This window comes from Prauserella sediminis (assembly GCF_014195435.1).
GTDB lineage: Bacteria > Actinomycetota > Actinomycetes > Mycobacteriales > Pseudonocardiaceae > Prauserella > Prauserella salsuginis.
In genome coordinates, this window is sequence record NZ_JACIBS010000001.1 from 2,898,551 (window position 1) to 2,910,982 (window position 12,432).

Genomic DNA, 12,432 nt, shown 5'->3' on the forward strand with positions numbered 1-12,432 from the left:
CGGAGCCGGGCCGTCGGGTCCTATTCGGACGCCGCGAACGGGTAGGGCCGCCCGGTGCGGGCGTCACGCAGCGCCTGTGCCCACCAGGTCAGCTGATCGAGGAAGCCGCGGGCGAGTTCCGCGGTGCGTTCGGCGTTCACGGGGCGGCCGTCGTGGTCGAAGACCTCCCAGAAGTTGGCGAACATGATCGAGTCACGGAGCGGAACGCTGTGGAACTCGGTGAACACCCCGCGCAGCGCGTCGATGGACTGCAGGCCGCCGGTGATGCCGCCGTAGGAGACGAACCCCACCGGCTTGAGCTGCCATTCGTCGTAGAACCAGTCGATGGCGTTCTTCAGCGAAGCCGGGTAGGCGCGGTTGTAGACGGGTGTGACCACGACGAAGGCGTCCGCCGAGGCCAGCCGCTCGCCCAGCGCGGCCACCGGTGCGGGCGGGGGAGCATCGGGGTCGTTACCGCCCAGGACGACCGGCAGGTCGTAGTCGGCCAGGTCGACGACGTCGACCTGCAGGGCGTCACGCTTGCGGGCATGGTCGGCGATCCAGTTCGCCGGGGTGGGGCCGAACCGGTCCGCGCGGATGCTGCCCACGATCACGGCGAGTCGCGTGGGGGCGCCCGTCCGGTCGGCGGTGTCCTGGTCGGTCGTGCTGGTGGTGGTCATCGGAATCGACTCCCTTTCGGTCGGGCTGTGGTGTGTCGATCCCGATCGTCGAAGGGAGGGGCTCCGGCAGGGTTTCGGAAAGGCTTCGGCCCACGCCGCGGTGCCGGCCGGGGCAGTGTCGACCGCCGGATACGTGTCGTCCGCCGGATGCGTCGACCGGGTTCTCACCCATGTCGCCGGGCTGCGGCGGACGTCGCCGGACGGGGTGGAATCACCCGAGTGCTGGGGGTGCCGTCAACGGGCCGCACCGGACCGTGCTTGTCGGCTACGAGCCGGCGACGCTATGACGTCCCGCGTGCAGGACATGCGAACGGATGCCCCCATTCAACGCCGGCCGAACGGCCAGTGACGAGTGGGGGCAGGACACGCGAGCCCGAGTGCAGGACACGCGGGGCCGAGTGCAGGACACGCGGGGCCGAGTGCAGGACACGCGGGGCCGAGTGCAGGACACGCGGGGCGAGAGCTCAGCACTTCTCCTTCGGGACGTAGCCCTGCTCGCAGGCGTACTCGAGCTGCGCCTCGCCAGCCGTGTCGCCGCGGCCTCGCCCGCCGGGGTCGAGATGCCCCTGGTACTCCTTGCAGTCCGGGTTGAACTCGCCCGCCTCGACGGCCCGCTCCCCGCAACCGGGTCCGGTGTCGGTGTCGCCCGCGCGGGCCGAGGGACCGCCCGGCGACGTCCGCGGCTGTTGCGAATGCGGCGCCGAGCCCGACGGCGGTGCCGCGGACGCGGACGTGCGGGACGTCGGTGCGGGGTTCGGGTCGTCCGTGCACGCGCCTGCTCCGGCCAGCACGACGGCAGGCAGCAGGAGTGCCGGTACGAGTCGTGCCCAGGTCGTCATTCACCCATTGTGGGTCCACCCGACGGAGGATGTCGGTGCGGGTGTCCGCCGCCGATTGAGTACCGCGGCGCTCACCTGCAGCGCAGCCCGTTCATTCCGGCGCAGGGCGGCCGAGGGAGCGGGGTGTTCAGGGCCGGAGCGCCTGATGTGAAACCCCTCGTTCGGGCGATGTCGGCGGCGTGAACGGCAGCTCCGCCCACACGACCTTGCCGTGGTGGTCGATCTGGTCGACGCCCCAGTCGTCGGCGAGAGCCGCCACCAGCAGCAGGCCACGACCGTGGTCGACGTCGGGTCCAGGGTGCAGCACGACGGGACGCCGTGGGTCGGTGTCGGACACTTCGATGCGCAGCCGCTCCGACCTGGCGTGCACGCGCAGTCTGCACGGCGGGCTGCCGTGGATGACGGCGTTCGTCGCCAGCTCGGTGACCAGTAGCAGCACGTTCTCGCGCGAGGACTCGTCGCCCGCGCCGAGCGCGGCGTCCACGGCGTGGCGGGCGTCGGTGGGTCCCCTGAGGTTCATGTCCAGTGCGATGTCGACTACGAGGGTGTCGGCCGCGACGCGGCTCTGCTCAATCATCATCGTCAGCCCCGTCGGCTCGGTGGTTCTCGCCGTGGATGAGGCGGAGTCGACCGGCGGGTGGAACACCCGGTGTCCGGTGACTCCGCCGATCGGGCGTCGACCGCGGAATCGTTCACAACCTCCGTGTGCCCTCTGTCGTGGATCGGTACACGCACCCGGACGAACTTCTCGCATTGCGCTGCATGGGTGACACCCACAATGGCTACGACGAGACATCTTCGCTGGCAGCGGGCATAGTGGAAGCCCGGCTTGTTCGGAGGTGAGTCCCGGTGAGCGTCGAGCGTGAGCTGAGCGGTCCGCTCAGCGCGGAACTTGCCAGGGCGGTGCGTGCGGGGCGGCTGCCTGCCGATGCGTGGGCGGTGCTGGCCGAGGTGCTCGAGAGTCTGGACCCCGCGGTGCCCGTCGGGCACGTCGTGGAGTCATTGACCGACATCGTGCCCGGCGAACTGGGCGAGGCCGAGCTGCCCTCCCAGGAGGTGCGCGCCCCTGCCCGTGGCAGCCGCGATCGGGACCTGCGGTGGCGGCTGGCCGACAAGCCCATGGTGGGGTCGCCCTCGCGTGACGACATCGACCGCACGGCCTTCTTGGACGAAGTCAGCCGTGCCTCCGCGACGTCGCTCAACAGTGCCGAGATGCTCTCCCAGATCTCGGCACTCGTCCAGTCGCACCAGCTCGCCGACATCACGCGCGTGTGGCGCTCGACCGACGACGGTCTGCGGTGCGTGACGCCGTCGTCGGGTGACGCGCGCCCCGACCTCACCGCCCAGCAGGCGTTGATCACACGACGGTCCGTTCGTACCGGATCGAGCAGGCTGAGCGTGCCGCTGCTGGCTGGCCGCCACGCTCTCGGGGTGTTGGATCTTGAGCGCAGGCACCGCGGCTTCACCTCCGACGACATCTCGCTCGCGCACGCCGTGGCGGGCCGTACCGCGCTCGGCCTGCGCAACGCCTACGAGTACGAGCGGGAGCACGAGCTCGCGGAGCGGCTGCAGTACGCGATGCTGCCGGCGCTGGCCGAATTGGACGAGTTCGACATCGCAGCGCGGTATCGGTCGTCGACCCGCGGTGTCCACATAGGCGGTGACTGGTACGACGCGTTCAGCCGTTCCGACGGGACGGTCGTGCTCACCGTCGGCGACGTCACCGGGCACGGGCTCGACGCGGCCGTCGTGATGGGCCAGCTGCAGAACGCGCTGCGCGCCTACGCACTGGAGGGGCACGGCCCGGCCTCGTCGCTGCGGCTCGTGCACGAACTGCTGCGGGAGGGCCGCGGCTCGCTGTACGCCACGGCCGTCGTGGTCGAGGTGCAGCGGCGCAACGGAATGATCCGGTGGGCGAGTGCGGGGCATCCGCCGCCGCTGGTGCAGGACGCCTCCGGCGACGTCGTGTATCTCGACGCCGATCACGGTCCGATGCTCGGCATCGACCTGACGCCGTCGATACCCGAGCACCGGCGTTCCCTGACGTCGGACTCGTCCGTGGCGCTGTACACCGACGGCCTCATCGAGCGCCGCAGGAGCGACATCGATGCCGGGATGGCGCGTCTCGCTGCGGCGTTCGAGCGGTGCGGCGACGGCAAGGTCGACGAGCGCACCGACAACGTGCTGCACGAGATGCTGGGCGGCACCGATCACGACGACGACGTCTGCCTGCTGTTGTGCCGCTGGCTCGGCCCGTCCTGACGGCCCGTGGTGCGCCGGCGCCCACCGCCGCGGCCGCGGGCGGGTCCGTGACTGCCGGCCGCCGTGTCGAGGTTCATCACACAGGCTAGGTTTTTAACTTAGGCTTGCCTATCTTGGTCGACATGTCTGGAACACTGCCTGGTCCCTACCGGATGTCCCGCCGCGGCCTGTTCACCGGTGCCGCCGCGCTCGCCGCCACCGGATTCCTGTCCGCCTGCGGCCCCAACACCTCGGACGACGAGAACGGCGGTGGCGGTTCGGGCGGCTGGTCGTTCACCGACGATCGCGGCGAGAAGGTCACCCTCGACCGCACGCCGACCCGCATCGCGGGCCTCAACGACGCCATCGCCTCCCTGTGGAACTACGGCATCGTGCCCGTCGCGTCCTTCGGCTACACCGGTCTCGACGCCGACGTGAACTTCGACGACAAGGACACCTCGAAGGTCACCGAGGTCGGCGCCACCTACGGCGAGATCAACCTGGTGCGCCTCGAGGCGCAGAAGCCGGATCTGATCATCACGCACGCCTACCCCGAGGACGACTCCGGCAAGGTCGACCCGAAGAAGCCGCTGTACGGCTTCAAGGACCTCAAGCAGCAGGAGGACGCCGCGAAGATCGCACCCATCGTGGCGCTGTCGATGACCGGCTCGGCCGACAAGGTCGTCGAGCGCACCACCCAGTTCGCGAAGTCGCTCGACGCCGATCAGAAACTCCTCACCGAGAAGAAGCGCGAGTACGACTCCGCGCGCGACCGGCTCCGCGAGGCCGCATCGTCCGGCCTGACCGTCATGGCCGTCGCGGCGTACGAGACCGACGGCGTCCACATCGCCAAGGCCGAGGACGATCCGGCGCTGCGCAGCTACACCGAACTCGGCGTGAAGTACCCCGACCCCGGCGGCGACACGTACTACTGGCGCCAGGTGGCGTGGGAGAACATCACCGATTTCCGCACCGACGTCGTGCTGTACTCACTGCGCGCGATGAGCGGCGACGAGATGCTCAAGCAGCCGACGTTCGCGAACATGCCTGCCGCCGAGGCGAAACAGGTCTACCCGTGGGAGTTCAGCGCGATGGACTACGTCGCGCAGGCCGCCACGATCAACCGCCTCGCCGAGAACCTGGAAGGCGCCCGCAAGGTCGTCTGACACGTCTCGTGGTGGGTCCCCGGTTGCGGTGGGCCCACCACGACGGCGACTGCGGCGTCACGCCGGGCTGCCGCCGCACGCCGGCGTCACTGGGACGACGTGTTCTTCGGCCCGGGCGAGGGGCGCTGTGCCGGGGTGCTCGGAGTCGTCGTCTCGCTGGACGAGTCCGACGAGTCCGATGAGTCCGCTGCCTTCTCCGATCCCGCGGCCGCATCGTCCGAGTCGGTGCCCGCGTCGCCGGAACCCGCCGCGTCCTCGCCGGACGTCGCGTTGTTCGTACCGACCTTCACGGGCTGCTGCGTCGGCCGGGTGGCCTCGGCGTCCCCGGAACCGTCCGACGAACCGGACGCCGCGTCGCCCGCGGCACCGTTCCCGGTGGCGTGCGAGAGCTGGACGGCGTTGGCGGTCTTGGCCGCGTCGAACGGCGCAGTCAGCGACTCGGGCAGTTCCGAGAGCTCGGTGTCCTCGTCGTCGACGGGATCCAGTGCCGACTCACCAGCGTGCAGCGCATCCTCCGCCGCCTTGAGTCGGGCGCGTGCCTCGTTGCGGATCTTGGTGAGCCGTTCGACGACCCCGTTGGCCTCGGCCGTCCGGCGCTCGGCGTCCGCGGTCGCGTCGTCGACGAGTTTCTTCGCCTTGGCCGTTGCCTCGTCCACCATGCGCTTGGACTCGGTGGTCGCTTCGGCGATCCTGCGCTCCGCGGCGTTCTTGCTGGCTTCCTTCGTGTCCGCGACGTGCTTCTCGAGCGCGGCCTTCTCGGCGGTCATCTTCTTGTCGAACTCGCGCTCGATGGTGCGGCGCTTCTCCTCGGCCTCGCGGTCGAGCCGCTCCTGCCGCTCGGCGGCCTCCGAGGTCATCTTCTGCACGTCGGCCTTCGTGGCCGCCAGCGCATCGGTGTGCTCGCGCTGCAGCTCCTCCGCGTGCTGGTCGAGGGTCTCGACCAACTTCATGTAGCGCTCGTGCAGCTTCTTCGAGACCTCGCCGCTCTCGGCCCACGTCTTCGTGGCGGCTTCCTCGGCGCGGCCCACGATCTCCTCGGCCCGCGTGTTCGCGAGGTCGACGGAACGCTGCATGCGCTCGTCGAGATCCTCGGGCCGCTCCGGCGGCTTCTTCAGCTCCTCGACCCGGTTCTGCAGTCGGGTCACCTCGCGGCGGGCGTTCTCGAGCTCGCGGGACAGCGTCGTGAGCCGGGCGTTCGCGTTGTCGCGGTCGGCCACGATCCGCTGCACCTGAGCCTCGAGGTGCTCGACGTACTGCAGGACTTGGGCGCGGTCGAACCCGTGCCACGCCTGGCTGAATTCCCGCCGCAGCGGCAGCAGTCGGTTGTCGTGCTCGGAAGCCATACTCAAGACCGTACCTTTGCGAGCGCCGGCTGTGGTGACAGGACACCTGGCCGGTGTCTCGCGGCGGCGACCCGGCCACGGGCCGCCGCCGCGAGCGCTCAGACGGGTTCGGCGATGACGACGCGGTTCTCCTCGTAGCCGGTCGTGCCGCCCTGCCAGTTGCCGCCACAGGTGACCAGTACGGCGCGGTGCCTGCCGCTCTGCCCGAACAGCTCGCTCGCCCGCGCGGGCACCTCGTCCTTGTCCAGCGTCAGAATCCGCGAGACCTCGTAGCGGAACTTCTTCCCGCCGTCGTCGGCGATGGTGACGCGCTCGCCGACTCGCACCTGCCACAGCTCGGAGAACGGGCCTTCCCTGCCCTGCCAATTGACGTGCCCCGCGAAGACGCTGGCACCACTCGGGGCGCCGAGCCCTGCGCCCCACCACGTGGCCTCGCCGAGATTCTCGGGGACGGGCAGCACAGCGTCGGGGCCGAGCTCGTGGCGGACGAGCGCCGCCGATCCGCCGTCCGGCAGCAGGATCGTCCCGGGGCGTTGACCGCTCGGCGCGGGCGTCACGTCCGGTTCGGGGTCGCGATCCCGTTCCTCGCCCGATTTCGGTTCGTCACGGGATGTCGCGTTGTCGTCCGGTTTTTCCGATGTTGTCGGTTCCGACTGCTTTGCCCCGGTCTGCTGCCGTTGCACGGTCTTCCGCTCGGCCGCGGGCTCGGCGGTACCGGCGACGGCGTCGGTGGGCGGCATCAACACCGCCGCGCCCACCAACGCCTGCGCCACCAGTACCGATGCCGCGCCCAGCAGGTAGGCGGAGACCCGCTCGCGCCTCGCCACGTCAGTCCCCGGACAGCTGCCGGCGACGCACCAGGAGTCCGGATGCGACGGCCACCGCGAGCGCCAGTCCGCCCATGCCGACGAGCGCACCGGTCGGCGTCGACGTCGTCGTCGGACTCTGTGCCATCGGCTGGCCCTGTTCACCGGCGGGGATCACGGTCGGCACCTGGTCGGCCTTGTTGCTGATCGTCAACTCGAGCGTGCCGCCGGGCTGTACCTTTCCGCACGCCGACGGTGGATTGTCCGGATCGAACGCGTCGGCGTAGCCGTTCGGCGGGCTGACCTCGATGACGCAGATCCGCTGCGGCGCGCTCAGCTCGTCGACCGTGGCGGCGCCACCGTCGCCCTCGGTCGTCACCACGGCGGGCTTGCCGTCCTCGCCGACCAGCGGCTTGCCGTCGTCGCCCTTGGCCGCCGATTCCTTGTCGCCTGCGGTGATGCGCAGTGGGACGCCCGCGATGCCCTTGTCGGACTCGGCGTCGACCTTCGTGACCTCGACGCCGCCGGGAGCGTTCTTCGCCGTGCCCGTGGCCGAGGCCGTCAGCTCCTGCTCCCCTCCGGTCGAGACCACTCGCTGGGTGTTCGCGGTGACCGGGTCCTGGACGTACGGCCGTGCGGCAGGGGCCGACATCGTGGCCGTCACCGAAGGCTCCTCGGCCTGCGGCGTGACCGGGAACGTGGCGGTGCCGTCCTCGCCGGTCGTCACGTCGGCCCGCTCGCCGCCGACCTGCGCGCCCTCGGCGGACAGTGTCACCGGAACACCCGGCACGCCCTTACCTGCGGCATTGGTCACGGACACGGACCATTCGCCCGCCTCGCCGATGGTCTGCTCCTGTTCCGGAGCGGTGACCTCGGCCGTCCAGGGACCGCGGTTCGCGTTGGCGTCGGCGCGGAGGCGTTCCACCGCGTCCTTCGCGCCCTGCGGAAGCTTCGCGAACTGCCCGTCGACGTTGTAGGCGATCCGGTCGAACGGCAGGTTCCGATCGAGGTCGGCGGGCGTACGCGGGGCGGCCGTCCACGAGTGCAGCAGGTGGGCGAGAGCGGCCGCCTCGTCGGCGTTCTGCGTGTCGCCGTAGCGCAGCAGCAGGTACGAGATGTTCGCGGCCGTGTCCTCCGGGATCTTCTCGCCCCACTTGGTCAGCAGCTCGTCACCGGGCCGGTACTGCTCGCCCGAATTGGGTGCCTTCAGCGCGAACTGCACGCAGAACACCTGCTTGCCGCCGACGACATAGGAGCCGAGCCAGTCGCTCTCGCGGTCCTGTCCGCCGTAGGGCTGGCCCGGCGTCGTGGTGTGGCCGTTGCCCTCCTTCACTTCGGCCGAGGCCGCGGGAGCGACGACGACCAACGAGAACGAGGCGAGTGCGACCGCCACGAGCAGTCGCACCGCCACGGCGGCGCGCCGGGTGAAGCCGCGGCGAAGCACGGCGGCCGATAACAGCGAGCCTGCGGCGCTCTGCGCGCCGGCGGGGTCGGCAGAGCCTCGGCTGCGGGAAGGGCGCAGGGTAGGCGCCACGAGAAGTCCCCCTAAGGTCACAAAGGCGCCCCGCCGTGCACCACACCCCCAGAGGCGGCCGAGCGTCCCGGTCGGGGCTCGTCGAGGTGACCCCGGTCGACTGCTCGGTTGGTACAGCTACTCGCGCGGTACAGCTACTCGGGCGGTACAGCGGGCACGCGTTCGGTAATCGGTCGGATACGGCTCGTGATACTCGCTGCCCGCTGCGCAACCGGCAATCGGCCACTTGAGTGGACCTGCTTGGATCGCAGTACACGATGTTCCCCACGTCCCTACCACCCTTCCCGGGGATCGTGGGTAAAGTCGGTTTTACCGACCTACGGGAACCGGCCGGCGAGCCCGGTCGTTGTACCGGTGCAAGGCCAGTAGATCCAGGAGGATCAGTGCGAACCTCAAGCAACCCCGCCTTCCGCAACCTGCCGCAGGGCGCGGCCGGTCAGGCGTCGTACGCGGGTTTCCAGCAGCCCCAGGGCGGCGTCCCCGGCTACGGGACCCCACAGGCCCCCTCGGGCGAGGCCGACCGCCCGATGACGGTCGACGACGTCGTCATGAAGACCGGCGCCAGCCTCGGCGTGACGCTGCTCATCGGCATCATCACTGCGATCTGGGCCCAGGGGCAGATCGCGGCCGGCTCGATGGGTGCCGTCACCGGCGCCATGATCGGCGGCATGATCGTCGGCCTGATCCTGGCCCTGGTGATCATCTTCAAGCAGATGGTCAGCGCGCCGATGACGCTCGCCTACTCGGCGGCCGAGGGTGTGTTCCTCGGTGCGATCAGCGGCGTGTTCGAAATGATCGTCAAGGGCGTCGCCCTGCAGGCCGTCGTCGGCACCGCCGCGGTCTTCGTCGTGATGCTGGTCGTCTACAAGACCGGCGCAGTGAAGGTCACGCCGAAGTTCCGCAAGTGGATGATCGGCGCCATCGGCGGTGTCGCCGTCCTGATGCTGTTCAACCTCGTGATGAGCCTGTTCGGCGTCAACGTCGGCCTGCGCGACGGCAGCACCATGGCGATCATCTTCAGCATCGTCTGCATCGGCGTGGCCGCGTTCAGCTTCCTGCTGGACTTCGACATGGCCGACCAGGCGATCCGCCAGGGCGTTCCCGCCAAGTTCGCCTGGTACGTGGCCTTCGGCCTGATGACGACGCTGGTCTGGCTGTACCTGGAGATCCTGCGCCTGCTGACCTACCTGCAGAGCGAATAGCTCCCGCCACGTCTCCCTCCTGCGGCAGTCGCCCGGCCGAATCGGCCGGGCGACTGCTGTCGTTCAGGGGTGTACCGGGGAGGCCGCGGGCCCTGGCGCGGTCCGGTCCGGCTCGGCGAGTGCCGGACAACACCACCCGGATGTCCGCCGACGAAGGTAGGCATCCGGTCGAGTGAGCGCCCACGGGTTCCGGTGCTTCCGATGAGCCCGGCCCCGGCGCACCCGGCCCCGAGCCGGAGCCCGCCCGGCAAGACCCGGCCCGCGGCGAGCGCGCCCCTGCGGAGCCGGCTGTAAAGGGGAGAGCCGGCCGTGAAGCCCCCTGCCCGCGAAGCCCCCTGCCCGTGGCGAGTGCGCCTCGGGCGAGCCGGCTGCGCAGCCCTGCCCGCGACGAAAGGCGGCTCGCGACGAAGCCCTGCCCGCTACGGAAAGCGGCCCCCTGGTGACGGTCACGCCACCAGGGGGCCGCTCTTCGTCGGCGCCGCTCGAGTTGCGCCGCTGCGTCAGCTACGCAGAGCCGCTCAGGTCATGCGCTTGGCGCCGGAGAACTCGTCATCGGTGTCCCATTCCTGCCAGTCGACGATCGACACCGACTCGGACGCGTTGGGCGCGTGGATCATCTTCCCTTCCCCGATGTACATGCCCACGTGGTGCACGCGGCCGACTCCGCCGGGCTGGGCGAAGAACAACAGGTCACCGGGCTGCAGATCCTCGACGGCGACGTCCTGGCCGTACTCGGCCTGCGCCGACGAGTCCCGCGGGATCGACACGCCGTGTGCCCGGTGGACGCTGTAGGTGAAGCCCGAACAGTCGAACCCGTACGCGGACACACCCGCCCACAGGTAGCGCAGGCCCAGGAACTGCTTCCCGGTGGCGACCAGGTCCTCACCGGTCGGCGCGGCGGGCTGCTCGCCCTGGTCGTGCACGTCGACCGCGTCCTGCTCGAGCCACGCGCGCGAACCGTCCGGCAGCGCGACCCGCACCGCTTGCGGGGTCTCGGCGAGCACGGGAAGTCGCGTGTTGAAGCTGATCTCCGACAGCGGCTGCGCGCCGGCGGGGGTGCCCGTCAGCCATGTCTTGTCGTCGGTCACCTGCGCCCACGGACGGGTGTCGACCAGGGCGTCGAACTTGTCGTTCTCGACGAGCTGGTCGACGGGCATCCAGCCGGGGTAGCCGCGGTCGTCACGCGGGGTGTCCTGTCCCTCGACCACGACGTGGGCCCAGTCGCCGTCGACCTCGGTGACCGCGACCCCGGAACCGAGCACGGCTTGCGTCTCGAGTTTGCCGGTGAGCCAGCGCCGCGTCTCGGTGTCGGCCATGTTCCGGTTCCACTGGTCCAGGTCGACCGGGTTGGTCAGCGACGGTGCGTCGACCGGCCGGTCCAGCCCCGGCTCGACCCACAGGGTCGCGGTGGTCACGTCGACGAAGGCGTGGTCACCCGCTTCGATGCCGTGTCCGTGTGCAGCCCCGTGCGGCGTGGCTGCCGCTGTGCCGGCGCTCGCGCCGACCAGCCCCGTGACCAGCAGTGCGACCGTCGTTCTGCGGAGGTTCATTCCTGTTCTCCTTTCACCCATGGAGCGAAACCGATTCCCGGACCGGGATGGAGATGCATCTCGCTGCCGCGCAGGGTGTAACCGCCGCTGAGGTCGGGGTCGTCGATCCACTCGGCCGAATCGAGGTCGACGAGGGTGACCGCGGGATGGGCGGCTGCGAGGTGGGCGGCCGCCGCGATGGAGATCCTCGGCTCCATCATCGCGCCGACCATGCATTCGATCCCGGCTGCGCGTGCGATGTCGGCGATGGCGAGTGCCTCGTCGATCCCGCCGCACTTGGCCAGCTTGATGTTCAGCAGGTCGGCCGCCCGCCGCTGCACGATCTCCAGCGCGCTGTGCGGCGAGGACACCGATTCGTCCGCCATGACCGGCACGTCGACCGCGGCCGTCACCGCGGCCATGCCCGCCAGATCGCGGCTGGCGACCGGCTGCTCGACCAGCTCGAGGGGGATCCCGGCATCCTCGATGGCCCTGATCACGCGGATCGCCGATTTCACGTCCCAGCCCTGGTTGGCGTCGAGGCGGAACCGCACGTCCGGCGCGGCCTCCCGGACCGCGCGGAGCCGGTCCAGGTCGGCGCGCCAGTCGTTGCCGAGCTTGATCTTCAGCACGTCGAAGCCGTCGCCGACCGCTTCGACGGCGGCGTCGGCCATGCGCTGCGGAGTGTCGAGGCTGACCGTCATGTCGGTGCGCAGTACCGTGGCGGTGTCCCCACCGAGGGCCTCGGCCAGCGGCACGCCGAGCGTTCGGGCCCACGCATCGTGCAACGCCACGTCGGCCGCCGCCTTGGCCGCGAAGTTCCCGACGCAGGACCCGGCGATGCCCGCCGCGACCTCACGCCGTCCGGTGCCGGCCCGTTCGGTCAGGGCCTGTTTCACCGGCCCGTTCAACACCGCCAGTACCGAATCGACGGACTCGCCCGTGACGCCGAGGGACTGGCCCGCCGAGCCATGGCCGACGGTCCCGTCGGCCAGCTCGATCTCCACGAGCACGCCGAGCATCGTGTCGACACGTCGACGAGCCGTGATGAACGGGCGCGTCAGCGGCGCCGAATAGGGCCGCGCCCGCAGGTCCGCGACAGCGGGCAGCACC

At 70.4% G+C, this 12,432-nt stretch carries 10 protein-coding genes and 1 pseudogene; 3 read left to right on the plus strand and 8 right to left on the minus strand.

All coding sequences use genetic code 11. The annotated features are described in order from the left end of the window. Positions 1-20: 20 nt before the first annotated feature. The 3 genes from FB384_RS13190 to FB384_RS13200 all read right to left on the minus strand — a co-directional run bounded on the left by FB384_RS13190 (position 21) and on the right by FB384_RS13200 (position 2,078). A complete protein-coding gene (locus tag FB384_RS13190) occupies positions 21-659 on the minus strand; it encodes an NADPH-dependent FMN reductase (RefSeq protein ID WP_183783091.1) in 639 nt (212 codons plus the stop codon). Positions 660-1,123: 464 nt separating this feature from the next. Further along, on the minus strand, positions 1,124-1,498 hold the full coding sequence (locus FB384_RS13195) for a hypothetical protein (RefSeq protein WP_183783093.1): 375 nt from the start codon (positions 1,496-1,498) through the stop codon (positions 1,124-1,126). Positions 1,499-1,625: 127 nt separating this feature from the next. Beyond that, positions 1,626-2,078, minus strand: a complete 453-nt coding sequence (locus tag FB384_RS13200) for an ATP-binding protein (RefSeq protein ID WP_183783095.1) — start codon at positions 2,076-2,078, stop codon at positions 1,626-1,628. 269 nt (positions 2,079-2,347) lie between these two features. Here FB384_RS13200 and FB384_RS13205 point away from each other — a divergent pair, with 269 nt between their 5' ends. Then, the gene (locus FB384_RS13205) at positions 2,348-3,760 is read left to right on the plus strand and encodes a PP2C family protein-serine/threonine phosphatase (RefSeq protein ID WP_258938139.1); all 1,413 of its coding nucleotides are present in this window, start codon (positions 2,348-2,350) and stop codon (positions 3,758-3,760) included. Between the two features lie 122 nt (positions 3,761-3,882). Next, positions 3,883-4,905, plus strand: a complete 1,023-nt coding sequence (locus FB384_RS13210; protein ID WP_228726016.1) for an ABC transporter substrate-binding protein — start codon at positions 3,883-3,885, stop codon at positions 4,903-4,905. 434 nt (positions 4,906-5,339) lie between these two features. Here FB384_RS13210 and FB384_RS13215 read toward each other — a convergent pair. The 3 genes and pseudogenes from FB384_RS13215 to FB384_RS13225 form a co-directional block, all read right to left on the minus strand. Continuing rightward, positions 5,340-6,248: pseudogene (locus tag FB384_RS13215) on the minus strand (cell division protein DivIVA); the annotation flags it as partial. A 98-nt stretch (positions 6,249-6,346) separates the two neighbouring features. Continuing rightward, positions 6,347-7,075 (minus strand): class F sortase, encoded by a 729-nt coding sequence (locus tag FB384_RS13220; protein WP_323985223.1) that lies wholly within the window; start codon positions 7,073-7,075, stop codon positions 6,347-6,349. A 1-nt stretch (position 7,076) separates the two neighbouring features. Further along, positions 7,077-8,498: an MSCRAMM family protein gene (locus FB384_RS13225; RefSeq protein WP_183783097.1), complete on the minus strand. Its 1,422-nt coding sequence runs from the start codon at positions 8,496-8,498 to the stop codon at positions 7,077-7,079. 473 nt (positions 8,499-8,971) lie between these two features. On the opposite strand from FB384_RS13225, the gene FB384_RS13230 reads away from it, so the two are divergent. Continuing rightward, positions 8,972-9,790, plus strand: a complete 819-nt coding sequence (locus FB384_RS13230) for a Bax inhibitor-1/YccA family protein (RefSeq protein WP_183783099.1) — start codon at positions 8,972-8,974, stop codon at positions 9,788-9,790. Between the two features lie 518 nt (positions 9,791-10,308). On the opposite strand, the gene FB384_RS13235 is transcribed toward FB384_RS13230, so the two are convergent. Next, on the minus strand, positions 10,309-11,340 hold the full coding sequence (locus FB384_RS13235) for a C40 family peptidase (protein ID WP_183783101.1): 1,032 nt from the start codon (positions 11,338-11,340) through the stop codon (positions 10,309-10,311). Continuing rightward, positions 11,337-12,431, minus strand: coding sequence for a dipeptide epimerase (locus FB384_RS13240; protein ID WP_221212720.1), 1,095 nt, complete (start codon positions 12,429-12,431; stop codon positions 11,337-11,339). Before FB384_RS13240 ends, FB384_RS13235 begins: the two co-directional genes overlap by 4 nt. Position 12,432 lies beyond the last annotated feature (1 nt).